At 51.9% G+C, this 24,795-nt stretch carries 25 protein-coding genes; 21 read left to right on the top strand and 4 right to left on the bottom strand.

Annotated elements, in window-relative coordinates; genetic code table 11:
• The first annotated feature begins 172 nt into the window (after window positions 1-172).
• From IE076_RS14060 to IE076_RS13985, 17 genes are all read left to right on the top strand, one after another.
• Entirely contained in the window at window positions 173-1,312 is a 1,140-nt protein-coding gene (locus IE076_RS14060; protein ID WP_189437389.1) for an isobutyryl-CoA dehydrogenase, read from the top strand.
• Between the two features lie 22 nt (window positions 1,313-1,334).
• Window positions 1,335-2,426: an enoyl-CoA hydratase/isomerase family protein gene (locus IE076_RS14055; protein ID WP_209009106.1), complete on the top strand. Its 1,092-nt coding sequence runs from the start codon at window positions 1,335-1,337 to the stop codon at window positions 2,424-2,426.
• Window positions 2,427-2,485: 59 nt separating this feature from the next.
• Window positions 2,486-2,896: a DUF6163 family protein gene (locus IE076_RS14050; RefSeq protein WP_189437388.1), complete on the top strand. Its 411-nt coding sequence runs from the start codon at window positions 2,486-2,488 to the stop codon at window positions 2,894-2,896.
• Window positions 2,897-3,053: 157 nt separating this feature from the next.
• Window positions 3,054-3,956: a 3-hydroxyisobutyrate dehydrogenase gene (mmsB, locus tag IE076_RS14045; RefSeq protein WP_189437387.1), complete on the top strand. Its 903-nt coding sequence runs from the start codon at window positions 3,054-3,056 to the stop codon at window positions 3,954-3,956.
• 155 nt (window positions 3,957-4,111) lie between these two features.
• Complete coding sequence (gene ldtR / locus IE076_RS14040) at window positions 4,112-4,624, top strand: transcriptional regulator LdtR (protein ID WP_189437386.1); 513 nt, start codon at window positions 4,112-4,114, stop codon at window positions 4,622-4,624.
• 506 nt (window positions 4,625-5,130) lie between these two features.
• Window positions 5,131-6,498, top strand: coding sequence for a L,D-transpeptidase family protein (locus IE076_RS14035; protein WP_189437385.1), 1,368 nt, complete (start codon window positions 5,131-5,133; stop codon window positions 6,496-6,498).
• A gap of 162 nt (window positions 6,499-6,660) precedes the next feature.
• Complete coding sequence (locus tag IE076_RS23090) at window positions 6,661-6,846, top strand: DUF6898 family protein (protein WP_371871505.1); 186 nt, start codon at window positions 6,661-6,663, stop codon at window positions 6,844-6,846.
• A gap of 186 nt (window positions 6,847-7,032) precedes the next feature.
• Window positions 7,033-8,346, top strand: a complete 1,314-nt coding sequence (gene glyA / locus IE076_RS14030; RefSeq protein ID WP_189437384.1) for a serine hydroxymethyltransferase — start codon at window positions 7,033-7,035, stop codon at window positions 8,344-8,346.
• Window positions 8,347-8,415: 69 nt separating this feature from the next.
• Window positions 8,416-8,901, top strand: coding sequence for a transcriptional regulator NrdR (gene nrdR / locus IE076_RS14025; protein ID WP_189437383.1), 486 nt, complete (start codon window positions 8,416-8,418; stop codon window positions 8,899-8,901).
• A 93-nt stretch (window positions 8,902-8,994) separates the two neighbouring features.
• Window positions 8,995-10,140, top strand: coding sequence for a bifunctional diaminohydroxyphosphoribosylaminopyrimidine deaminase/5-amino-6-(5-phosphoribosylamino)uracil reductase RibD (gene ribD / locus IE076_RS14020; protein WP_189437382.1), 1,146 nt, complete (start codon window positions 8,995-8,997; stop codon window positions 10,138-10,140).
• The gene (locus IE076_RS14015) at window positions 10,141-10,764 is read left to right on the top strand and encodes a riboflavin synthase (protein WP_189437381.1); all 624 of its coding nucleotides are present in this window, start codon (window positions 10,141-10,143) and stop codon (window positions 10,762-10,764) included. It abuts the gene before it with no gap.
• Window positions 10,765-10,921: 157 nt separating this feature from the next.
• Window positions 10,922-11,371 (top strand): 6,7-dimethyl-8-ribityllumazine synthase, encoded by a 450-nt coding sequence (ribH, locus tag IE076_RS14010; protein ID WP_189437380.1) that lies wholly within the window; start codon window positions 10,922-10,924, stop codon window positions 11,369-11,371.
• Window positions 11,372-11,379: 8 nt separating this feature from the next.
• Window positions 11,380-11,871, top strand: a complete 492-nt coding sequence (nusB, locus tag IE076_RS14005) for a transcription antitermination factor NusB (protein WP_189437379.1) — start codon at window positions 11,380-11,382, stop codon at window positions 11,869-11,871.
• Window positions 11,872-11,873: 2 nt separating this feature from the next.
• Window positions 11,874-12,893, top strand: coding sequence for a thiamine-phosphate kinase (gene thiL / locus IE076_RS14000; protein WP_189437378.1), 1,020 nt, complete (start codon window positions 11,874-11,876; stop codon window positions 12,891-12,893).
• A 697-nt stretch (window positions 12,894-13,590) separates the two neighbouring features.
• A complete protein-coding gene (locus tag IE076_RS13995; RefSeq protein WP_209009105.1) occupies window positions 13,591-14,001 on the top strand; it encodes a GNAT family N-acetyltransferase in 411 nt (136 codons plus the stop codon).
• 125 nt (window positions 14,002-14,126) lie between these two features.
• A complete protein-coding gene (locus tag IE076_RS13990; protein WP_189437376.1) occupies window positions 14,127-14,510 on the top strand; it encodes a hypothetical protein in 384 nt (127 codons plus the stop codon).
• Window positions 14,510-14,710: a helix-turn-helix transcriptional regulator gene (locus IE076_RS13985; protein ID WP_189437375.1), complete on the top strand. Its 201-nt coding sequence runs from the start codon at window positions 14,510-14,512 to the stop codon at window positions 14,708-14,710. The genes IE076_RS13990 and IE076_RS13985 overlap by 1 nt, the downstream gene beginning before the upstream one ends.
• 59 nt (window positions 14,711-14,769) lie before the next feature.
• Here the strand turns inward: IE076_RS13985 and IE076_RS13980 are convergent, their stop codons facing one another.
• The 3 genes from IE076_RS13980 to IE076_RS13970 form a co-directional block, all read right to left on the bottom strand.
• A complete protein-coding gene (locus IE076_RS13980; RefSeq protein WP_189437466.1) occupies window positions 14,770-16,221 on the bottom strand; it encodes an alanine/glycine:cation symporter family protein in 1,452 nt (483 codons plus the stop codon).
• 415 nt (window positions 16,222-16,636) lie between these two features.
• Complete coding sequence (locus IE076_RS13975; RefSeq protein ID WP_189437374.1) at window positions 16,637-16,939, bottom strand: GYD domain-containing protein; 303 nt, start codon at window positions 16,937-16,939, stop codon at window positions 16,637-16,639.
• A gap of 588 nt (window positions 16,940-17,527) precedes the next feature.
• The gene (locus IE076_RS13970) at window positions 17,528-18,706 is read right to left on the bottom strand and encodes an aromatic ring-hydroxylating oxygenase subunit alpha (protein WP_189437373.1); all 1,179 of its coding nucleotides are present in this window, start codon (window positions 18,704-18,706) and stop codon (window positions 17,528-17,530) included.
• A 379-nt stretch (window positions 18,707-19,085) separates the two neighbouring features.
• Between IE076_RS13970 and IE076_RS13965 the strand changes: the two genes are divergently transcribed.
• Window positions 19,086-20,303: an MFS transporter gene (locus tag IE076_RS13965; RefSeq protein WP_189437372.1), complete on the top strand. Its 1,218-nt coding sequence runs from the start codon at window positions 19,086-19,088 to the stop codon at window positions 20,301-20,303.
• A gap of 180 nt (window positions 20,304-20,483) precedes the next feature.
• Complete coding sequence (locus IE076_RS13960; RefSeq protein ID WP_189437371.1) at window positions 20,484-22,613, top strand: sodium-translocating pyrophosphatase; 2,130 nt, start codon at window positions 20,484-20,486, stop codon at window positions 22,611-22,613.
• Between the two features lie 415 nt (window positions 22,614-23,028).
• On the opposite strand, the gene IE076_RS13955 is transcribed toward IE076_RS13960, so the two are convergent.
• Window positions 23,029-23,466, bottom strand: coding sequence for an outer membrane protein assembly factor BamE (locus tag IE076_RS13955; RefSeq protein WP_189437370.1), 438 nt, complete (start codon window positions 23,464-23,466; stop codon window positions 23,029-23,031).
• A gap of 127 nt (window positions 23,467-23,593) precedes the next feature.
• Here IE076_RS13955 and IE076_RS13950 point away from each other — a divergent pair, with 127 nt between their 5' ends.
• Together IE076_RS13950 and IE076_RS13945 are read left to right on the top strand one after the other, a co-directional pair.
• Complete coding sequence (locus IE076_RS13950) at window positions 23,594-24,154, top strand: ubiquinol-cytochrome C chaperone family protein (protein ID WP_189437369.1); 561 nt, start codon at window positions 23,594-23,596, stop codon at window positions 24,152-24,154.
• Complete coding sequence (locus IE076_RS13945) at window positions 24,147-24,719, top strand: DUF177 domain-containing protein (RefSeq protein ID WP_189437368.1); 573 nt, start codon at window positions 24,147-24,149, stop codon at window positions 24,717-24,719. Before IE076_RS13950 ends, IE076_RS13945 begins: the two co-directional genes overlap by 8 nt.
• The last annotated feature ends 76 nt before the right edge of the window (window positions 24,720-24,795 follow it).

Genomic DNA, 24,795 nt, shown 5'->3' with positions numbered 1-24,795 from the left:
AGGCGTTTTTTGAACGTTGTTGTGTACCAGAGCGGTTTTAAGTGCGTAATTGGTCTTATCTTGGCCTTTCCGAGAATTGACGCAGATTTGGTACAGGTCTACCGATTGACGCAAATACATCAAATACGGGGCTGGCGGTTATGGGAGGCTGCCTGTCAGGAGGACCGATTTCATGGAATTTGAGTTGAACGAAGATCAGCGTGCCTTTGTCGATATGGCTGCCGATTTTGCGCAGGAGGAGATGGCGCCATTTGCGGCGGAGTGGGATGCGAATTCTCATTTTCCTCTCGATGTGCTGCGCAAGGCGGCTGGGCTTGGTCTGGGCGGGCTTTATGTGCGCGAGGATGTGGGCGGGTCTCAGCTGGGGCGACTTGATGGGGCGCTGATCTTTGAAGAGCTTTCCAAGGGGTGTGTTTCTACGGCGGCGTTTCTGTCTATCCATAATATGGCGGCGGGGATGCTGGACCGGTTTGGCTCTGATGAGCTGCGGCAGAAATTCCTTCCTGATCTTTGCAGCATGGAGAAGGTGGCCAGTTATTGCCTGACAGAGCCGGGGGCTGGGTCTGATGCGGCGTCACTGCGGACGCGGGCTGTGCGCGATGGGGACTATTATGTGATCAATGGGTCCAAGTCCTTTATCTCCGGAGGCGGGGTTTCCGACGTTTATGTTTGTATGGTGCGTACAGGTGAGGACGGGCCGAAGGGGATCTCCTGCATTGTAGTGGAGAAGGATGCGCCCGGGCTTTCGTTTGGTGCCAACGAGCACAAGCTGGGGTGGTGCAGTCAGCCGACGGCGCAGGTGATCTTTGAGGATTGCAGGGTTCCCGTTGAAAATCTTGTCGGGCTAGAGGGGCAGGGGTTCTCGTTTGCCATGGTCGGGCTTGATGGTGGCCGGTTGAATATTGGGGCGTGTTCCCTTGGCGGAGCGCAGTTCTGCCTGGACCGGGCCTTACAGTATATGGACGAGCGCAAGCAGTTTGGTCGTTCTCTGGCCCAGTTCCAGGCGTTGCAGTTCAAGGTTGCGGATATGGCGACGGAGCTGGAGGCGGCGCGATTGCTGCTGCATAAGGCGGCTTTCCTGCTGGACAGGAAAGATCCTCAGGCGACCAAGATGGCGGCGATGGCCAAGCGACTGGCGACGGATACCGGCTTTAAGGTGGTCAATGATGCACTGCAGATCCATGGTGGTTACGGATATCTGAAGGATTATCCTCTGGAGCGGCATTTGCGCGACCTGCGGGTGCACCAGATTCTGGAAGGTACCAACGAAATTATGCGCGTTATCATCGCGCGTGAGATGATGAAAGCCTGAGTTGCAAGAGGATAGCGACAAAATGAATAGACACTCTGTGCAGCAGGAATATGCGGGGGAAGCTTTGTCCGAGATAACTGATGTTCTTTTTGAAGAGAAAGGCCATGCAGGTCTGATCATTCTCAACCGCCCCAAGGCGCTGAACGCTCTGACCCATGAGATTGTGGTTGCCATGCACCGGCAGCTGGAGCGCTGGCTGATTGAAGACAAGATTCATCATGTGATCATCAAGAGTAACAGCGAAAAAGCTTTCTGCGCGGGCGGGGATATTCGTCAGGTTGCCGAAAATGGTCCTGAGAAGATTGATGAGAGCCTGCCGTTCTTTGCAGATGAATATCGTCTCAACACCTATATGGAGAGCTATCCTAAACCGCTGATCGCGCTGATTGATGGCATCGTGATGGGCGGCGGCGTGGGTATCTCGGTACATGGTGCTTATCGCGTTGGCAGTGAAAAAATCATGTTCGCTATGCCTGAGACTGCCATTGGTTTCTTCCCTGATGTTGGCGGAAGCCACTTCCTGCCCAAGATGCCTAACCACACGGGTATGTATTGCGCCATGACCGGTGAGCGGTTGCGGCAGGCGGATTGTTACTGGTCCGGTATCCTGACCCATGCCGTGCGTTCAGAGGATATGGCCGCGTTGGAAGAGGCGCTTTGCGATGCGCAGGATGCGGAGCCTGTGCTGGCGCGCTATGCGATTGATCCGGGGCCTGCGCCACTTCACGCTAAGGCAGAGGTTGTGGAGGCGTGTTTTGGCGCCGACAGCACGCTGCAGGTGGTGGACCGTCTGCGTAAGCTGCTTGGCACGGAGCACAATGATTTTGCTGCTGCCGCGTTGGAGACGATTTCCAAACGTTCACCGCTGAGCATGGAGGTGGCTTTTCAGCAAGTACGGCGCGGTGAGGGGCTTTCCATGAAGGAGTGTATGGTCATGGAGCACCGGATCGTCTCGCAGATTTTGCTGGGAAAAGATTTTTATGAAGGGGTGCGGGCTGTGATTATCGATAAGGATCATGCCCCCAAATGGCAGCATTCGAGCCTTGAAGAAATAAAAACAGTTGATGTTGAGGCACATTTCATGCCACCGAAGGGCGGCGACCTTGTCTTTTAGAGGGGCAAGGGGCTAGCCTCCGATTTATTGTAGTCGATGTGTAAGGTGGAGCTCAAAGTATGCCTGGCGTTTTTGTAGAGCTGATGAAGAGGGTGCCCTCCTTTCAGTTTTTGCTGAATGCATATGTCAGGATGTTAGCCATCTTCATGTTAATTGCGGGCCTGAGCTACTGGGGAGCGATTCTCGGTGTGCGCTTTATTGACGGTGCCTCGTTTGAAGACATCGGAGTTCAGGTCCAGTCTTCCATCATTTTTTTTGCGATTCTCGATTTAGTGACAGCCATTGGCCTGTGGCTGCTTTCCAGTTGGGGAACGGTTATGTGGCTGTTTCGCTCGCTGGCACAAGTGGTGATGTATTCTGTGTTTCCTGTGGTCTTCGGTCGTAGTCCTGCCGAAGTTGTATTCTACATCAGTGCAATCGCTCTTTATCTTGTTCTGCTTTACCTTGCGGAGCGGGAGGAGCTGGCGTGATCGGCTAAGAATTGGTCTGGTCTACAGCTTCTAAAGATTTATCTGTTTGCAAACTGCCGTATACGTCAAATTGACCAGAGCGGACCTGAAGTGATCAGCTTCAGGCAAGTTCAAAATGCTCATGATCAGGACGGACGGCGATTCTTGGGAGGGTGCAATGGGAGAGGAAGTTCTTCGCGTTGCTTTTATTGGCCTTGGCAATATGGGCGGTCCGATGGCCGCAAATCTTGTCAAAGCCGGACATGAAGTCGTCGGTACTGATCTTTCTGAAGAGGCGTGTGCTGCGTTTCAGGCTGTTGGCGGGCAGGTTGCTGCCTCTGCTGCCGAGGCAGTTCGCGACGTTCAGGCTGTTGTGACCATGCTGCCGGCAGGAAAACATGTTCGCTCCGTTTATTTGGGAGAGGATGGGATTCTTGCCCATGCGGCAAAAGGAACGCTGTTTATTGATAGCTCGACTATTGATGTGGACAGCAGCCGCGATGTTGCCAAGGCAGCAAGCGAGGCTGGCATGGACATGGTCGATGCCCCGGTTTCAGGTGGTATTGTCGGTGCAGCAAACGGCACGCTGACGTTTATGATTGGTGGGCCCGAGGTTGCCTTTGAACGGGCAAAGCCGCTGCTGGAGATCATGGGTGCGTCGCTTGTACATGCCGGTGACGCCGGCGCTGGGCAGGCGGCGAAGATTTGTAATAATATGTTGCTTGGTATTTCGATGATCGGCACATGCGAGGCGTTTGTTCTGGCTGAAAAGCTGGGTCTGGACCCGCAGAAGCTTTTTGACGTCTCGTCGAAGTCCTCCGGTCAGTGTTGGTCGTTGACCTCCTACTGTCCAATTCCGGGACCTGTTCCGACATCGCCTGCCAATAATGGCTATAAACCTGGCTTTGCAGCGCCTATGATGCTGAAAGATTTGTTGCTGGCAGAAGAGGCGGCAGGTTCCAGCGGAGCGAAAACACCGATGGGTGAAAGAGCGGCGCGGCTCTATGAGGAGTACTGTGGGAATGGCGGGGAAAACAGCGACTTTTCCGGTATCATCCACTTGCTTCGCAACTTAGGGTAAATAGATCGTTAAAGAAAGGTCTACACGCTTGCTAGTAATTAAGAAATAATTCATCGTGTCTCTTAAGCGGTTCTTAGAAGCGGTCGCGTAAATTTGCTTCAAGTGCTGATAAAAATACGAACGCACGAAAAAATATGGACATGAGGCGCAACCAGATGATCAATCCAAACAGGGCTGTTGAGGTCTTGGCGCAAGAAGAAGAAACAGTAGGTTTGAAGCCTGCATATCTAGAAGCATTGACGCTCATCGAGCGTTTGCATCGTCGCCTTCTTGACGTCATTAAAGATGAGTTTGACCGCATGGGTCGTTCTGATGTGAACAGTGTTCAGGCACTGCTTCTCTTCAATATCGGCGATGCGGAGCTAACTGCGGGCGAACTTCGCACACGCGGTTACTATCTTGGTTCCAACGTTTCTTACAATCTGAAGAAGCTTGTTGAAACCGGGTACATCAACCATGAGCGTTCCCAGATGGACCGCCGTTCCGTACGCGTGAGCCTGACGGAAAAAGGGCGCGAAATCGCTCAGATTGTTGATGATCTGTACAGCCGTCATATCCTTTCTGTAGAGCAGGTTGGTGAGCTTTCAACCGAGAATTTTGAAGAGCTGAACCGGTCCCTGCGTCGTCTGGAACGTTTCTGGACAGACCAAATCCTCTATCGCCTTTAATTCCCAGGCGATCTAAATCCTTCAAAAACACCGCTTCGCTGTGCCGGAGCGGTGTTTTTATTTGTCCAGATTTTTCTGGTGATGGAGTGTCAGCCTATGCCGGTAGCTGCGTTTCTTGGTCTGGGGATTTGTCAGGTGGACTGTGCGTAAGTTGGGCAATTTGTTGCTTTCCTGCACTAGGTGCGGGCGAACATTTGCAGGCCTGTCAGCTTTTTCCCACTCAGGGCAAATAGCCATTAAACGGTCACATTGAGTGGGGAAGAAACCCTCGTAATTTTCGGGCTGAAAATCGCTGCTGACGTTTGAAATATAGAAATTGTCAACTCTGATTTGTTCAGGGAGCTGATCATTTTCTTACATTCACCAACAGATGTTACCCCCCGAGATTTCGCGGAAGTCTTGCGACTTTCGCTAGATAATGCCATTTAGATTTGCCGTGTTAAGTCTCTGTTTACCAAGATTGCATGGAATCTAACTTACTGACCGATTGCTAGGAGAATTTATTCGTGTTGGCACCTCTTTTAAACCGCAGCAAATTGGCTCTGGCTTTGGTATTAAGCACAGGTCTTTCTGCCGGTGTCATGTCTGCCGGCGTGATGGCTGCACAGGCGCAAGTGAAGGTTCCAGCACTGCTTCCTTATAGCGGAAATATTCAGCAAGCGATCAGTCAGCCAGCTCCGGTTGCCACGACACAGCCTGTGGTGGCGCAGGGCCTTGAGTGGGCAGATACTTTTGATGAGGGTGTGTCTTCGCTGGAGCAGATCGACTTTGTGGCTCCGATCATCTCGCGGCAAACGACACAGTACATGATTGATGCGACGCTTGACTACGAGCGGATTGCGCTCAACGGTGGGTGGCCAGAGGTCTCTACAAAGAAGATCTTGCGCATTGGCATGCGTGCTCCTGCAGTGATCTCCTTGCGCCAGCGCCTGATTGCTTCGGGTGATATGGCGCAGCAGGCTGGGGTATCCGAAGTTTTTGACAGTTACGTTGACTCTGCTGTGCGCCGTTTCCAGCTGCGTCATGGTCTGACGCCGGACGGTGTTGTGGGCCGATCTACTGTGATTGCCATGAACGTGCCGGTCGAAGTGCGGTTGGAGCAGCTGCGCACCAATCTGGAACGAGTTTCCGCTTTGGCCGAGAGCGTGGGTGATACTGACACTTACGTGAATGTGAATATTCCGGCGGCCCGAATTGAAGTTGTCGAGAATGGCCGGGTTCGCTCCCGTCACACCGCGGTGGTTGGCAAGGAAGACCGGCAAACGCCGATCCTGAGTTCTGCGATCTATGAGGTGAACTTCAACCCGTACTGGACGGTTCCTGTCAGCATTATCCGGAAGGATCTGATTCCGAAGATGCAGAAGAACCCGGAGTATCTGACAGACAATAACATCCATATCTTTGACTGGTACGGCAAGGAAAAGCAGTGGCAGGAGATTGACTGGAACACGGATGAGGCGACGAAGTATCGCTTTACCCAGGAGCCGGGTGAAGGCAACTCTATGGGAAGCATCCGCATCAACTTCAACAATACCCATCAGGTTTACCTGCATGACACACCGGAACAGTCGCTGTTTGGCGAAGGCTATCGTTTCCATTCTTCCGGCTGTGTGCGCGTGCAGAACGTGCGTGAGCTGGTGACGTGGCTGCTTGGTTCGACAACGCCTGACTGGACGCGCAGCCGTGTGGATTCGACGATCAATTCCGGTGAGCGTCTTGATGTGAAGATGAAGAGCCGGGTCCCGCTTTTCATGTCCTATGTGACTGCGTGGGCGCTGAGCGATGGCATGGTGCACTTCCGTGATGACATCTACAATAAGGATGGCCTTTATTCCGCCAGCGTTGATCCGATGGCGCAGGCGTCTGCTCAATAAGGCTTCCTCTGAGATTTGGTTTGAGGGTCGTTTACGGCAGAGGCTGGAGCGGCCCTTTTCTTTTGGGGATGTCGTGGCAGTGCTCCTGCATCGCTGTTTCGGGACCTGCTAAACAGACCTACGCAAATACCGAATCTGTGAGAGGCGAGGTGGGGGAACGGCATGTCGAAGCTGGGGCAGGTCTATTTTGAAGCGCGGGTGATCGGGAACTCCGTTCGCATGTCTGCGATATGTGCTCAAAGCGGGGTTGAAGTGTTTGTGGTGGGGCCGCGAAATGCAACCGAATCGCATCTGAGGCAATTGGCGCTGCGAAAGTTAGAGCGCAAATTGCAGCCTAAAGGTGCGTAAAACAGAAAAATCTGGGTGATCTCAATAATAGTGTTGCGCAAATCAAGTGAACAACGCTTGGTTCATTACCCCCTATATGTTAATGGGCTAGGCACCCGAAGCTACAACATATCGGGATGGAAACGCGGAACGATTTTGGGAACGTTTCGCCAGTGTGTTGCTCCAACCTTGTGATGAGGTCCACAGATGTCCGTATCGGATAGCCCAATTACGACGCCGCTTTACCCCGAGTTCTTTACAGGTAGCCTGGCTTCTGGTGACCCAGAGCTTCTTGAGGCAATCAATAAGGAGCTTTCTCGTCAGCAGAACGAGATTGAGCTTATCGCTTCAGAAAATATCGTGTCTCGCGCTGTGCTTGAGGCGCAGGGCTCTGTTCTGACCAACAAGTATGCTGAAGGCTATCCGGGCCGTCGTTACTATGGTGGTTGTGAATACGTTGATATCGTTGAGCGTCTTGCAATCGACCGTGCGAAAGAACTGTTCGGTTGTGAGTTTGCAAACGTGCAGCCAAACTCCGGTTCTCAGGCCAACCAGTCCGTTCTTCTCGCCCTCGCCAAACCAGGCGACACTCTGCTCGGCATGAGCCTTGATGCAGGTGGTCACCTGACTCATGGTGCGCGCCCGAACATGTCCGGTAAGTGGTTCAACGCTGTTCAGTACGGCCTGAACACCGACACTGGCCGCATCAACATGGACGAAGTACGCGAGCTTGCGAAAGAGCATCAGCCTAAGATCATCATCGCTGGCGGTTCTGCTTATTCCCGCGAGATCGATTTTGCAGCGTTCCGCGCAATTGCTGATGAAGTTGGCGCTTACCTGTGGGTCGACATGGCGCACTTTGCAGGTCTGGTTGCCGGTGGTCAGCACCCAAGCCCGTTCCCGCATGCTCATGTTGCTACTTCCACAACCCACAAGACCCTTCGCGGTCCTCGTGGTGGTCTGGTTGTGACCAACGATGCTGACATTGCCAAGAAGATCAATTCCGCGATCTTCCCTGGTCTGCAGGGTGGTCCTTTGATGCATGTGATTGCTGGTAAGGCTGTTGCCTTCGGTGAAGCGCTGCGTCCAGAATTCAAGACCTACGCGAAAGACGTTGTCGAGAACGCACAGGTTCTGGCACAGACCCTTGTTGACGGTGGTCTGGATATCGTTTCCAGCGGAACTGACACGCACCTGATGCTGGTTGATCTGCGTCCGAAGAACCTGACCGGTAAGGATGCGGAGATTTCTCTGGGCCGTGCGAACATCACCTGTAACAAGAATGGTGTGCCGCTTGATCCTCAGAAGCCAACCATCACCTCCGGTATTCGCCTTGGTACGCCTGCTGGTACGTCCCGCGGGTTTGGCAAGGAAGAGTTCCGTGAAATCGGCAAGTTGATCACCGAGGTTCTGGAAGGTCTGCGCAAGTCAAACTCCGTTGAGGGCAACGAAGCTGTGGAAGCACAGGTCAAAGAGAAGGTACTGGCGCTAACTGCCCGGTTCCCAATCTACAAAAACTGATTTAAATGAGAAGAACCGCCGGATATCCTTTCGGCGGTTCTTCAGTTCTTACTTAAGGAGGCAGGCGAGATGCGTTGTCCGTATTGCGGGGGTGATGACACCCAGGTGAAGGATTCACGCCCAACCGAGGATAATACAGCTATCCGTCGGCGCAGAGTCTGCCAGACTTGTGGTGGTCGTTTTACTACCTTTGAGCGCGTTCAGTTGCGCGAGCTGACGGTTATCAAGCGCAATGGGCGCCGGGTGCCGTTCGATCGTGAAAAGCTGATGCACTCTGTTTTGATCGCAACACGCAAGCGTCCGGTTGAGCCAGAACGTATAGAGCGTATGGTGAGCGGGCTTGTGCGCCAGCTCGAAAGTTCCGGCGAGAGCGATGTTGTGGCGCAGGATATAGGCCATTTGGTTATGGAGGGCCTGAAAACCCTTGACGATGTGGCTTATGTACGGTTCGCTTCCGTTTATAAGAATTTCCGCGAAGCCAAAGATTTTGAGGCTCTGCTGGACGAGCTTTCCGATGCGGATGTGGATCCGCTGATGATGCCGCCACGCTCCTAAGCTCTGGCTTATTCAGTGTTGTGTTGCGTATTGCCTCTAAACTCGGGTTGGTTGATTTGGGGTATGCGCTTTGGTGCTGGCAGGGAGACGGCTTTGTCTGGTCGTAAAGCAATAAATGCAAAAGAACGGCTTGAGCACGAGCGCTTCATGGCGGCTGCGCTCAGCTATGGGCTGCGCGCCAAGGGGCGGACGTGGCCTAATCCTCCGGTTGGCGCAATCCTGACAAGAGACTTTGGCGATGGGCCCGTGATTGTGGGGCAGGGGGCAACTCTGCCTCCAGGCGGCTCCCACGCAGAAGTGCTGGCCATCAACGAGGCGGGTACGCATGCCAAGGGTGCGACCGCTTATGTGACCCTAGAGCCATGCGCGCATTACGGGCGCACCGGCCCGTGTGCCCGTGCGCTGGTGGCGGCTGGCGTAAGCCGGGTTGTTTATGGCACGGCCGATCCGAACCCGTCGGTTGCGGGGCGGGGCAAGAAAATCCTTGAAGAAGGCGGTGTTGAGGTGATTATCGGTGTTCTTGAAAAGGAATGCCGGCAAGCTGTGCGCGGTCATATCAGCCGCATTCTCAACGAACGTCCTTTTGTTCAGCTCAAGATGGCTGTTTCCAATGATGGCTATATCGGCAAGCGTGGAGCGGGGCAGGTGGCGATTTCCAGCCCATTGTCGCGCAAGCTGGTCCATGCCATGCGGGCTCAGGTGGATGCGATTGCAGTTGGTATCGGCACAGTTATAGCAGACGACCCTGAGCTTTCCTGCCGCTTACCGGGGATGACGGATTATTCTCCGCAGCCGGTGGTGTTTGACAGCAAGGCGCGCATTCCGCTTACCTCCAAGCTTGTGAAAAATGCCGAAAGCAACTCCTTGTGGGTGGTGATTGGTGAGCGTGCGCCGGATGGCCGTGTCAGCGCGCTGGAGCGTGAAGGGGTGACTGTTATCGTCACGGACTGCCTTCGAAATGGAAAGGTATGCCTTGATAAGGCGCTGGATGCGCTTTACATGCATGGTCTCTCCCAGATTATGGTTGAGGGTGGTGCGGAGTTTGCGCACGCCCTGCTTGAGCAGCGTCTGGTGGATGAACTCATGATTTTCCAGGGCGTCACAACTGTTGGTTCTGACGGCATTTTGCCCTTTGGGCCAGATGGGCTGGAGAGTTTGCAAGACGGTTATAACAGGCAGATGCTGCGCCATGTGGGCGAAGATCTGTTGTGGCGGTATACGCCAAAAGAGAGGTTCTAGGTGTTTACGGGCATCGTTAGTGACGTTGGAACTATCCTTGAGCTGGAGCAGATTGCTGCAGGTCAGCGGGCAAAAATCGGAACTGTCTACGATCCTGACGGGATTGAAATTGGCGCATCCATCGCCTGTTCCGGCGTCTGCCATACAGTTGTTGCCAAGGGCCGCGATGGCGGGCAGAACTGGTTCAGTGTTGACTCAGCTGCTGAAACGCTGGCTTTGACCACTGTTGCAAACTGGAAAGTCGGGCAGCGTGTCAATCTGGAGCGTTCCCTCGCCATGGGCGCGGAGCTGGGCGGTCACCTTGTTCTGGGTCATGTGGATGGGAAGGCGACCATTGTTGAGCGCACCGATCACCCTGAAAGCGTTTACCTGAAGTTTGAGTGTGCGCCCGAGTTTGCACGGTTCATCCCGAAAAAGGGTTCTGTTGCGCTGGATGGTACCTCTTTGACGGTGAATGAAGCTGAAGGAAACACCTTCACTGTCTTCCTTATTCCGCACACTCTGGAGGTCACTACGTGGTCTGACAGGGCGCAGGGGGATGAGGTGAATCTGGAAGTGGATATGATGGCGCGGTACGTTGCACGTCTTGCCGAGTTTCCAAGCCTTGCAGAAATTGCAAAATAGCCTTATAGCCAGAAAATCCACCGGAAATAACTGGACATTTTGCTTGGGGCGTGGTTCCTGAGCGGCACATACGTGGGTGCTTTGTGCGCCCGTGGCCATGACCCTTCTTTGCTGATTGGTTTAGCGAAAAGAAGTGGTTGGCATTAGGAGAATTAAAATGAGCGCTGTTCCGCACATTCTTGTTATTGAAGCACGTTTTTACGAAGATCTGGCAGATGCCCTTTATGAAGGTGCTGCGGATGTGCTGGAACGTGAAGGAGCGAAAATCTCGCGGTTGGCTGTTCCTGGCGTCTTGGAGATTCCTGCTGCGCTTTCCATGGCATTAACAGCGATGGAAAATGGCGATGCAGATTATGATGGTTTTGTACTGCTCGGTGTTGTAATTCGCGGTGAAACATCCCATTACGACATCGTTTCAAACGAGTCGGCTCGTGCGATCATGGATCTTTCTGTGGATGCAAACGTTGCAGTTGGTAACGGCATTCAGACAGTTGAAAATGATGAACAGGCATGGGCACGCGCTAGCGTCTCTAAAAAGAACAAGGGCGGCGGTGCTGCTGAAGCTTGTCTTGCCATGATTGACGTGCGCGACCGGTTCGGTGTGTAAGGTTTATAATGACAACTGAAAATAACAAGAAGAATGCCGAAATGAGGCCCGCTAACAAACGCGGGGTTGCTCGATTGGCAGCGGTTCAGGCCGTGTACCAGATGGAAATAACTGGTGCGCGGCTCAATGATGTGCTGAATGAATACGAAGCTTACCGCCTTGGACAGGAAGTCGACGGTGAGCAGTACCGTGATGCGGATGCGGCGTGGTTCCGCGATCTGGTTCAGGCAGTATTTGAGGATCAGCTGCGTATTGATCCGCGTATTCATACCGCGCTTTCTGAAGACTGGCCGCTGAAGCGCATTGACACTACACTGCGGGCAATCCTTCGTGTTGGCTGCGCAGAATTCTTGCGCAAGAAAGACGTACCGGCCCGCGTGATCATTAATGAATACATTGATGTGGCGAAGTCCTTCTATGAGGGCGATGAGGCGCGTCTGGTCAACGGTATCATGAACCGACTGGCTCGTGAGCTGCGTCAGTCAGAATTTGAAGACTGATCATGGGCGAGAAACCTACCAGTTCCCGACCTGGAGAGTTCTCGCTTATTGAGCGCTATTTTGCGCCGCTCGCCACCAACGCGGGCGCTGTGCATCTGCAAGATGATGCTGCTGTTTTTGCCCCTGACGCTGGATGTGACCTGGTTGTGACCAAGGACATGCTGGTGGCAGGGGTTCATTTTTTTGAAAACGACCCTCCTTTCGACGTGGCGCAAAAGGCATTGGGTATGAACCTTTCGGATCTGGCGGCAAAAGGCGCGGAACCCAAGGGGTATCTGCTGGGCCTTGGCCTTTCCAAAGACATTAGCGAAGAGTGGGTGGCAGAGTTTTGTCGTGGTTTGAAGCTGGTTCAGGACCAGTTTCAGATTGATCTTCTTGGCGGTGATACGATTTCGTGCCCGCATGGACCGCTGCTTTCCATCACTGCCTTTGGTCAGGTGCGAAAAGGGCAGGTGGTTCGGCGAAATGAAGCTGTTGCTGGTGCGCAGTTGTATGTGACAGGCACAATCGGCGACGGGGCGTTGGGCCTAAAGCTTCGTCTTGATGAGGGGCTTGCTGACAAGTGCGGGCTTTCCGCTGACGAACGTGATTTTCTGCTGAAACGATATTTATTGCCAGAGCCGCGCGTTGCAGCTGCTCAGGCGCTGCGCGATTATGCTGTGGCGGCGATGGATATTTCCGACGGTTTGATTGCTGATCTGGGGCATATGTGCGGCACCTCCAAGGTGCGGGCGCAGGTGCAGTTGGATGATGTGCCGTTTTCCGGTGCGGCCTCTGCTATGATTGCTGAGGATACTGCGTTCTTTGAGACAGCGATTACGGGCGGGGATGACTACGAGATCCTTGCGGCGGTGCTGCCGGAGAATACGGCGGCTTTTGAAGCTGCACTTCAGGCAGCCGGTCTGTCCTGCGCGCGGATCGGCGAGCTGCTTGCGCCGGAAGCCTCAGAGCCTGCGATTGCGCTGAGCTTGAAGGGCGAAGCCTACACGCTTCATGGGGCTGGCGGGTTTACCCATTTTTGAAGTGTGCTGTGTGGCTAAACTTTGCTTTGATTAGGGTGCCTCGATGGTGTTGGCTATCTACTTAATAACATTTGCTATTTCACTATTTTACTTTGTTGCTAAGTTGCGGAAGATCCCTCGTGCAACCACTTTCAAACGCCAAAGACGGGCCAGGGGGCGTCTGATCTCCCATTACCTAGGAAGGTCGTTGATTTTGTGGTGGAGCCTAATGGTGGTGGTTGGAGTTGCAAGACGGATTGTGTTGGGTTTGCCGTCATAATCGACAATCACAGCCTTGCATGATGTATTCTCATCGAGTTGTGCGTATGTCTTTCACAGTTACAGGTGATCAGGGTAGCTCTGTGATTGCTCATTAGGTGGAATTGAGTGGGCTTTAGGTTCCTTCCTGCCGTCGTCCTGTTTTGAGGTTCCTTGAGAGCTGATGGAGTATTCAGCCAGTACGATCAAAAAGAGTTATCGCTGGCGGTCTTTTGATGAGCTTCAGAGGAGCGAAGAGATTATCTATCCTGAGCAGCTCGCAGATGTGGTTGCGCGGCTGCTTGGCAGACTTGGGTCTATGAGATAGCCAAGGGGTATTGCTATCTGTCGATGCAATTGAAACTGATAAAGTCGATTTCAGATGTCTGTAAAATTACAAAGCATAACATTAGGCGATAAGCCAATATTGGAGAATTTGTTCCAGCTATATCTTTATGAAATGTCGAAGAGCGTAGGGTTCGACATTTCAGAGGCTGGGACGTTCGATTACGATCCTGATATTGTTGAAGCTTACTTCAATAAGTCTCAGCACCACCCGTACTTCATCATATCTAACGGTAAGTTGGCTGGGTTTGCGCTTGTCAGAAACTACCCTGACACTACCGATTTGCTTGATATGGGGCAGTTCTTCGTATTGGGATCTTTCATGCGTCAGGGAGTTGGACGGGCGGCTTTTGACCTCTGCCTGAAAGCGCATACGGGCCGGTGGCAGGTGAGGGTACTCCCGGACAACGTGGCTGCGCAGAAGTTCTGGAAGAGGACAGTATCCGAGCTGACCGATGATACCTATACGATGGACAGCTTGGACTATCAGGGCAAAGAGATGATCTTCCTTAGTTTTGCGAGCTAGATGGCATGAGGTCTATGGCTCTCTTTGAGTTGAGTTGAGTTGTAAAGCACGCTTGACATAATATGTTCTGAATGTAAGCTAAGCTTTACATTTTGATGTTTGCTCACTCAGGGCAGGAGAGAAGAATGTCTGATCGATTTATCAAACAGGAAGTTGGTTTCACGATTGAGACATTTTTTGCGACGGCCTTTTACGTTGCCGCCTGTGCGTTACGGGCGGTCTATGCTGATTCATTGGGAGCGCAATTTCTTCAGGTGGGAGCTTCGCTTCTTCCATCAATTGCCGCGCTGCTGATTGGCTGGGTGTTCATTCGTTTCTTCCGGCGATCGGATGAGCGAGACCGCCAAGCGATGATGCTCGGCAGTACCTGGACACTCTTTGTTGCCATCGTGAGTTTAATGATCCTGGTTAACTGGCCTCAGGTCTGGCCGATCAATTACAGTCTATTTGCTGCGTTTCTTCTGGTTCGGTGGTCAGTGCTTGTTACAATTTTCCGGAAGCGCGTGTGATGGAAAACCACATAAAGACCTTGCGAGGTGAGAAGAAGTGGACGCAGGAGCAGTTTGCGCAGAAGCTTGATGTCTCCCGTCAAACCGTTATTGCACTTGAGCGCGGACGCTATGATCCGAGCCTACCCCTGGCATTCAAGATCGCCCACGTCTTTGATTTGAAGATCGAGGATATCTTTATCTACGATGCTACCAAGTGAAGGTTCTGTTCTGAGTTCTTCGCTTTCAGTGAGGTTGTTGCGGAGGAGGCAAATGGACCTCATTCGTTCTTATTGGTGGTGTCCGGCGCATCGTGTTTCTCAGTCCAGATTAAACTGTTGACCCCTTCGGCCAAGTCAGGATGTTCCGAAATGTCGAATTTGGGCTCCTGTCCTGCCTTTATATATTTGAAATAGTCTTTGGTGAGGGCCACCACTTTTGGCAAAAGCAGTGTCAGTGCAAAGAGATTGATTGTTGCCATGAAACCCATGGCAGCATCTGCGCTGTTAAAGACTGTCGTGACGGATTGTAAGGATCCCCAAAGGACCATGCTGAGCGCTCCAATGCGAAGCAGGGGTAACGCCCAACTTCGGCCATGGCTTAGAAAAAAGACGACATTTTCTGCATAAGAAAAGTTTGCAACGATCGTCGTGAACGCAAAAAACAAAATAGCTATGGCAATGAAATAGGAGCCAGCGGAGCCAAGATGTTCGCTGGCAGCGGCTTGTGTTAAAGCTATGCCAGTTAAGGCACCGCCCGGTTCATACGCACCAGAAAGCAGAATGAGCAAAGCCGTGGCTGTGCAGATAACGATTGTATCGATGAATACCCCGATTGCTTGTGTAAAGCCTTGAGTAGCGGGGTGATGTGGGCTCGGAGAGGTGGATGCAGCGATGTTTGGTACCGTCCCCATGCCTGCTTCGTTGGAATATAATCCGCGACGAATTCCATTCGACATTGCTGCCAGCATTCCACCTGTGACCCCTCCAGCGGCCTGATCGAGCCCGAAGGCGGAGCTGATAATTCTCAGTAAGAGCGATGGAACCTCTTCGATATAGAGAAGGACCACACCAAATGTGACAATCACGTATGCAGCAGCCATGAATGGTACAACAATCACTGCAAACTGAGCTATCTTGCGGATACCTCCAAAAATTATGAAGCCAGCGAAGACGGTTACGGCAATGCCCGTTACTAGCTCGGGGATTGCGAAGGCGTCCTCCATTGCGGATGCAATAGAGTTGGATTGCACAGCAGAGAAAACGAGCCCTGAACAAAATATAAGAGCAATTGCAAAGGCATGGGCTAATACAGGCATTTTGAGCCCAGCTATAATGTATTGGGCTGGTCCTCCGCGGAACTGCCCTTCTTTATCTTGTACTTTGTAAAGCTGCGCCAACGTGCTCTCGGCGTAGGCGGTCGCCATTCCTAGTATGGCAACCATCCACATCCAGAAAATAGCACCTGGTCCTCCCAGGGTGAGCGCAACGGCTACTCCGGCCAGATTTCCTGTGCCCACGCGAGATGCCAAACTGGTGCACAGCGATTGCACCGGAGAAATACCATTTCGATCTGATGAGCCGGATTTGAGAAGAACGTGAAAGAAGTGACTAAAGTGAAGAAACTGTATGAACTTAAGTCTAAGTGTAATTAGAAGACCTACACCAAGTAATCCTACAAGCAGAACGTAGTCATAGAAAATTGTATTAATAAAATCTACAATAGTCTCGATCGCGACCTCTTTTCCTTTTTCTTGTTTCAGGCAGCAGGGGGTTTTGTTTACCTCAGTTGAGGGTCGGTTTCAAACTATGATTGAGCCTATTATTCGCCTGTCAATGGGATGATCCCAAGGGCTGCGAATTGTCAGTTCTCTGGTGAGCAGAGTGTCGGTGACAGGCATTGGATTTAAGTGAATTATTACTCCGCGACCGAATAGCAAGCTAGAACCGTATGGCAGCCAATATCGAAAGTAGAAGTGAAAAATCCAAAGGTTATCGGGAAGTTCACCAGTATTGCATCCGGGGCAACGTTTGCGCTCATAGAGCCGATATCTCTCTGAAGGCAACGATGGGAGCTAGTTGGTAGACATGCTTTGATGACGGGACGGTATTCCTAAATCAAGGAGAGCCGACGAACTCGTTCGAATGCTATTTGGCTTCTAGCACTTTTCGCGCCGGAACCAGGATATCTTCAAGGTTGAGTTCCTCAAGAAGCAGAGACTCACTGCACATCCCAGTTGACTTCATCGCCATAGCAAGCCCTGCCGCAGCATTGTGATTTGGAACAGAACCAATAACCAAGGCATCAAATGCCCCCTGAGTGAGCATCATGCTTTCAAGCTTGCCTCCAACGCTTTCAAATACCTGCGCAACCATCTTTTCTCGGTCATCACCGTCGATAATGGCTTTGAATGTGGAAGGTGAGTAGCAGTTTAGGAAAGCGATCCGCATGGTATTCCCCTATATAGATTTTGGTTATCGGGCGCGGCGAATAAAGCCACAGACACCTTGTTTTACGTAGGTCGTTAGTATGATTATTTTTGGGCGCAAAGCACGGCTATGTTTATGTGAAAGCGTGATGGAAACCTCACATTGCCTCAGTCATTGATCGAAGCATGGTGAATTACGATCGTCCCAAAAGAGAGTGAACAGTGAAGCGAGGTGACTATTTGGTCCGTGCGCTACTATTGGAAATTGAAGAACAGGACGTCCAATGGTGCTTAGATAATCCTAGTTGTGTTGCAAGCAGAAAAACGGTGATGGTCGTTACGCTTATATGGGATTGTACACCAGCCGAGGTGGTTTCGGGGCAAGGATCTGAAGCCTCTTGTTACCTACCTCGGCAACGTACACCCTGCCGGTCTCGTCCTCAGCCTACATGCGCACAAGGGCCAGTGGCAGGCTCGAGTACTTCCAGCCAATGTGGCTGCCCTAAACTTCTGGGAGAGGGCGGTATCCGAGCTGAACGGTGATGCCTAGGAAATAGAGATATTGGATTATCAGGATCAGAAGATAATATTCCTAGATTTCGAAAGCAGATCAACGGAGTGCGGGCTCCCTGATTGAGGTGTTCTGTTTCATGTTTAGTTCGACCATTCGGTTGAATGCCTCTAAAGCACCTTCGAACCGGCCAAATGTGAGCACAGTGTTAGCATTGCAGGCGAGGTTTTTCTGGATTTCCTCACCAAGTTGGAAGTCTTCCAGAAGTGTGTTCACTGTAATGGAATGGTTTTTCTTCCAATGATGGGTCATGTCTTCCGCGTTTGATAATTCGTTTGGCGCCAGCGTTGCCAGCCGGGTTCGCGTCATACTTTCGGATAGAGGTTGCAATTGAATCCATACACAGTGATCTTGCTGCGCTAGAAGCAGGCTTGTTGGGAACACCGTGTAAACAATGTTTGCATATCTTCTGATGACCCACTGCTTGCGGGGCAGGTCTCGAAGCTCGCCAAAAGTATTGCGGGGGAGAACGGAACGTATGTGGGCTCCAAGCATCTGATAAGTAGATAGATTGTCGGGAAAGTACGGGCCGATTGTATCTTTATGTGCAACGCGAAAATGGTAGGCTTCAATGCTCCCTTCTATCAACATTTTCCAGTTACACGGTAAATCAAGCGAGGTGTCCTCAACAATGTGATGGTTGCTAAGGTCTAACCCAGTAAAGTCTGAAGTAAGGGGCGCTAAATGAGCATCAATGTCTTGTGCTTCGGAGGTCTTGCTATCAGCTAGGACCCAGATGAAACCAAAGCGCTCCTCTACGGGTAACTTTCTCAGACTGTGAGTTTTCATATCTAGGTCAGGAAAACCTTGTTTCTCGTGGGGCACCCGAACCAAGTCCCCTTTGTTGGACCATGTCCATGCATGATAAGGACAAGAAAAGAGGCGCTTGCATCCCTTCTCCCCTCGTTCGAGCGTAGCCCCACGGTGGCGGCATACATTCAGATACGCGTGAACTTTACCATCCTCGTCACGAGTCAGCAGAACGGGCAAATTGAGATAATCGCGCGTAAGAAAGCTGTTTTCTTCGGGCAGTTCGCTGGCGTGGGCGATTATGGTGGGCTGCTTGGTGAAGATATGGTCTCGCTCTTGAAGGAACCGGTCCGCAGAAGCGTACCTGCTGGTAGGTGAGTGAGCGATTGCTTCGTCCAGAAATGCCGATTTTTGGGAGTCTAGTTCCAGTATTTCTTCAATGAGTGCGTATTCCTCATCTCTCGTCATAGGTCCCTCCTAACCCTACCCATCACTAAGATCAGCGATACTTGGTAAGCAACTGGTTGTTTCATCAGACGATTCTGAATTAGGTTCTCGGTCCGGTGCTGCTTGGTGAAGTATAATATCTTCCTATGCCAAAACTGGGGCCTTGTGGTTGCGAGTTGAGGGAAGTTCCCGTTGGTATGATTAAAATTCGGTTCCAGAAAAGGACGCTTTCTTTGAGGCCTTGCATCATCGAGACTATCGATGAAGCTTGACCTATTTTCATCTTGTTATGTCGTTATCTCCCGAAGTTGCTGGTGTTCTGGTGAGCTATTGAGTTGCTCATTGCGTAGAATTGATTAGGTTGGTGGTTCCTTCCTGCATTCTTTGAAAGATCTAAATTATGGCAAATACTCTGGCGGCTCCGTTGATTGATGACGGATTGGCAAAGCGCAATGCGCTGCTTTTGGCGCTTGCGCAGGCGTTTGCTGGCGGTGTGCCTCCGATTATTTTTGCAACTACATCCATTCTTGCCTCCGTTCTTTTGGTTGAAGATAAATCCCTAGCGACCTTGCCTGTGACTGCTTTTGTGCTGGGCACGGCTATCGCGACGCTGCCCGCTGGTATGATCATGCGCAGTTTTGGGCGCCGTGCCGGGCTTGCGGGCGCGTTGTTGTTTGGGGTGCTTTGCGCCTTGCTGGCCTCGTATGCTGCTTACATTGGCAGCTTTGTGCTGTTGTGCGTTTCCACGCTTGGTAATGGCTTTGTCATGGCCTTTACCCAACAAGCACGTTTTGCAGCGGCGGATACGGCCAGTGCTGCGTTCAAACCCAAAGCGATTTCCTGGGTTCTGACCGGCGGGATTCTTGCCGGGGTGGTTGGCCCGCAGACCGTCATCCTGACACAGGGCATGTTTGAGCCCTTTCTTTTTGTAGGCACCTACCTTGCGCAAGCGGTCCTGATGCTTATCGGACTGTTTTTTGTGGCGTTTTTGGAAATACCTTTGCCGCCGAAGATGGAAAAACACCAGCGTGGGCGTCCGCTCTCTGAGATTCTGAAGCAACAAAAGTTCTTTGTGGCGGTTTCTTGTGGAATGATCAGTTACGCGATCATGAATTTGATCATGACATCTGCACCGCTTGCCATGGTCGGGTGCGGGTTGACCAACTCTGATGCGGCCCTTGGCATCCAGTGGCACGTGATTGCCATGTTCGCACCGAGCTTTATTACGGGCAGTTTGATCAGCCGATTCGGTCATGATGCCGTTATCGGAACAGGATTTTTGCTTTACGCCGTTTGCGCGCTGATCGCTTTGACCGGGCTAGAGCGTTGGATTTTCTGGAGTTCCCTGATTTTTCTTGGGCTTGCATGGAACCTGTCTTTCGTCGGCGCGTCCGCTCTGCTTACGCAAACTTACCGACCAGAAGAACAGAACAGAGTCCAGTCCATAAATGACTTCTTCGTCTTTGGTTTAGTGGCAACGGCCTCGTTTTCCTCAGGGAAATTGTTAAACGTGTTTGGGTGGCAAACAGTCAACCTAATGGTGTTCCCATTTGTTGTGTTATGTCTAATTCTCGTTGTCTCACTGATGTTTACTGAGAAACGGGAAGTTAAAGTTTGAGTAATTCCAAATAATTCAGCGTCTTTTAAGGTAGGTGTTTCCTTCCACTATCCGTCAAAAGCAACTTGACGGATAGTGACAGGTATATACCGTCACTGTGTGGGAGAAATTACACAAGTGCAGTGCGGTTTTTGCTACAAACAAACACATAAGTAGCAGGGTACCCTTAGGGGAGGAAATATGACTGAACTTATCGTTACCATTGCGTGCGGTTTGCTCTCTGTCGTTTACGGCATTTGGGCAATTCGCAGCGTGATGGCTGCTGACACTGGCTCTGCGAGGATGCAGGAAATTGCCGGTGCCATTCAAGAGGGCGCGCAGGCGTACCTTACTCGTCAGTACACCACTGTCGCGCTTGTTGGCGTTGTTATCTTCTTGATCGTTGCTTACCTGTTGTCCGTTACGGTGGCTATCGGGTTTGTAATCGGGGCTGTTCTTTCCGGTTCCGCAGGATTTATCGGAATGCTCGTTTCCGTACGAGCGAACGTTCGCACTGCACAAGCAGCAAGTCAGAGCCTGGGGGCAGGACTATCTATTGCATTCCGCTCGGGTGCGATCACCGGCATGTTTGTTGCCGGTCTGGCGCTGTTGGGTGTGGCCGTTTACTACCTCATTCTGACGGGGCCTATGGGGCTGGACCCAACGTCCAGAACCGTGATTGATGCGCTTGTGGCTCTGGGCTTTGGTGCATCCCTGATTTCCATCTTCGCCCGTCTTGGCGGCGGTATCTTTACAAAAGGCGCTGATGTGGGTGGTGATCTGGTTGGTAAGGTGGAAGCGGGAATTCCTGAGGATGATCCGCGCAACCCGGCAACCATCGCAGATAACGTGGGTGATAACGTTGGTGACTGTGCCGGGATGGCCGCTGACTTGTTTGAAACCTATGCTGTAACACTGGTTGCAACCATGGTGCTTGCAGCGATCTACTTTGCTGGCACTCCTAATCTTCAGGCGGCGATGCTTTATCCAATGCTGATCTGCGCGGTTTGTTCCGTGGCATCCATCATTGGCACGTTCTTCGTGCGCCTTGGTGCCTCCAACTCCATTATGGGTGCGCTTTACAGAGGCTTTATCGCAACAGCTGTGATCTCGCTGATCCTACTCTATCCGCTGACTTACTGGGTCTTCGGCGGTATGGACACGGTGCTGACACTGAGCAACGGGGTGAGCTTTACTCCAACGGCTCTCTACCTGTGCGGTGTTTCCGGTCTGGTCGTCACCGGCCTGATCATCTGGATCACAGAATACTACACGGGTACGTCTTTCCGTCCGGTACGTGCGATTGCGCGGGCTTCGGAGACGGGGCATGGAACCAACGTTATTCAGGGTCTGGCGATTTCAATGGAATCCACCGCTCTGCCCGCGCTGGTGATCATTGCCGGTATTATCGTCACGTTCCAGCTGGCTGGTCTGTTCGGTATTGCGATTGCTGTTACCACCATGCTGGCGCTGGCTGGTATGGTTGTGGCTCTGGATGCGTTTGGTCCGGTTACGGATAATGCGGGCGGTATTGCTGAAATGGCGAACCTGCCTGAAGAAGTTCGCGACACAACCGATGCACTGGATGCTGTTGGCAACACCACTAAGGCTGTGACCAAGGGCTATGCGATCGGATCTGCTGGTCTTGGTGCACTGGTGCTGTTTACCGCCTACACCGAGGATCTGCGGTTCTTTGTGGCGAACTCTGAGCAGTTTCCGTACTTCCAGGGTATGACAGAGGCGTCCATCGACTTCTCATTGTCCAATCCGTATGTGGTGGTTGGCCTGTTCTTCGGTGGTCTTCTGCCCTTCCTGTTTGGCGGTATTGCAATGACCGCTGTGGGTCGTGCTGCCAGTGCGGTGGTTGAGGAAGTTCGCCGTCAGTTCAAAGAAAAGCCGGGCATCATGAAGGGTGAGGAACGCCCTGATTATGGTCGTGCAGTTGACATGCTGACCAAAGCGGCGATCAAGGAAATGATTGTTCCTTCCTTGCTGCCGGTACTGTCTCCAATTGTGATCTACTTCCTGATTGAATCGATTGCAGGCAAGGCGAATGCGTTCGCCTCACTGGGAGCTATGCTGCTGGGTGTGATCGTGACCGGTCTGTTCGTTGCGCTTTCTATGACCGCTGGTGGCGGTGCGTGGGATAACGCGAAGAAGTACATCGAAGACGGCAATCATGGTGGCAAGGGTTCCGAGGCTCACAAAGCTGCGGTGACCGGTGATACTGTTGGTGATCCGTACAAGGACACTGCAGGTCCAGCTGTGAACCCAATGATCAAGATCACAAACATTGTGGCTCTTCTGCTGTTGGCAGTGCTGGCACACTAGCTTGGTTGATCTGACTCGAGAATAAGAAGCCCGGTTCCGGACAGGACCGGGCTTTTTGCTGTAGTGGCGCTGTTGGGCTTTGGGATGGTTCAGGGTATGGCTAAGATCTGGAAACCATAGGCAGGACGGAAAATGCCTGCTGAGGAGCAGTCGCGGCAGGGCCCTCTATCAATGCCCCCGATCTCTGTCTTCCTGATAGACCGTCTTGTGGGGATGGTGTAGGCACCTCAGTTCCTGCTCAGGGCTATGAAGCACCCACGTATCCCAACTTGCAGGCAGTATACTCTGCTGCTCATCTAACCGCTTCTTTTCGAGAACAGCTGTGTCGATCTCATCGGCCAGTATTCGTTGGCCGTGCACAAAAAAAACGGCGCTTGCAGCAAGCGCCGTTTTTTGAATTGAGGCTGAATTAGGCTTAGAGGCCGACTGTTGGGTTGGCTGCTCCGCGCAGGATTTGCGTCAGGAGACCATAGTCAGCACCGCCGGTGCGTGTTTTCCGGCCGAGGTAATCAAAGACCTTCCCATCTTCAATGCCATAGTCGGCGACGGACTTCACGTAGCCATCATTATCAAAATAAACTGCGACAACCCGTTGATCTACGATAGACGGGGTCCAGAACGCCACTGTTTCGCTCTTTTGAGAGATATAATAGTAACTTTCACCGTCCAGATTCGATGTCGTGGACGGGCTACCAAGGAGGAGTTCTACCTGCTCGCGGCTAGAACCGACTTGAACATCTTGAATTGCATCAGGTGAAACCACCTGGCCATGGGTTAGTGTCTGGGTGAAGCAGCCGGCAAGTGGCAGGCTCAAAAAAGCGAGGAACACAGTACGGCGTGCAAATGCAAACATTCCAAACATCCTGTTGGCTTGCAAATGCCAGCAAAATGCAGCAAGCAAGCGGTTTAGATTCAGATTTGTGCTTATGCCATCCTCGTGGCAGGGGCACAAGTAACTCGATAAGCGCAAGAGAGGTGCCATGATCTTCGGTTTACTCCGTCGACGAAAAGACACATCCGTCAAAACAACTTACGAGCGGATCGTCGCGCAGGCACGACTACCAGTGTTTTATGAGCACTATGGTATACCTGATACGAGCGAAGGTCGCTTTGAGATGATTGTTTTGCACGCTTTTTGTGTATTTCACCGCTTAAGAGGCGAAGATAAGGCGGCAAGGAAATTTGCACAGGCTGTATTTGATTATTTTTTTCAAGATATGGATCAGAGCATGCGGGAGCTGGGTATCGGCGACGAAGGTGTGCGTAAACGTGTCAGAATTATGGTCGAATCGTTTTATGGACGCACGTCCAGCTATATGGATGCTCTGGACAACAAAGATAATGACGCTCTATTTGAAGCCTTTGTGAGAAACATATATGGCGAGCGCGGCGAAGCTGTTGCGATAAGAGCGCTGGTTCATTACATGAATGATGCGGTGGAAGGACTTGCTGCCCTTTCAACCAAACAAATTCTTGCGGGCGACGTCAAATTTGTGGCTCCAAAAACAGAACTGATAAGGGAAACCGCCAGCGATGGCTGATACTGAACACCCGTGGGCCTATCTATTTGATGCGACGCGTCTGGGGAACAAACCTAAACATGTAAAGCTTACGCTCAACGAGAGCGAGCGGGCGCAGTTCGCGAAGGCCTATGATCTGATTGATCTGCCTGAGTTTGAAGCTGAATTTGACGTGCGTCCGTGGCGCCGTGACGGATTGGCTATGCGTGGTCACATTCATGCCAAAGCTATACAGCAATGTGTGGTGACACTTGAAGCTGTTGATTGCATGATTGACGAGGAGTTCGATCGCACATTTTTGCCAGAACAAGATTCCCGCGGGCGTCGTCGCAATGATGATGACACTCTGGAAGTTGATCTGGATATCAATGATGGTGATCCACCGGACTATTTCGATGGTCCGCAGGTGGACCTGGGCGCTGTTATTTGCGAACATTTTGCTTTGGGTCTAAACCCTTTCCCTCGGGCAGAGGGGGTTGTGATGGATGACCAATACGCGCCGGACCCAGAGGAAGAAAAGAAACAGGATGAGGAGGACAAGCCTTCTCCCTTCGCAGCTCTTGAAGCTCTGAAGGTCAAAAAATAACATTGAGGTCGCTGCAAAGGTTTTTTGGAGGTGGGTGTTGCGAGACATTTATAATCGGGTATCTTCGCCACGCGCA

The organism is Pseudovibrio japonicus (assembly GCF_014651595.1).
Lineage (GTDB): Bacteria > Pseudomonadota > Alphaproteobacteria > Rhizobiales > Stappiaceae > Pseudovibrio > Pseudovibrio japonicus.
Note: the sequence above shows the minus strand (reverse complement) of the source record. Positions and strands in the feature narration are given on the sequence as shown.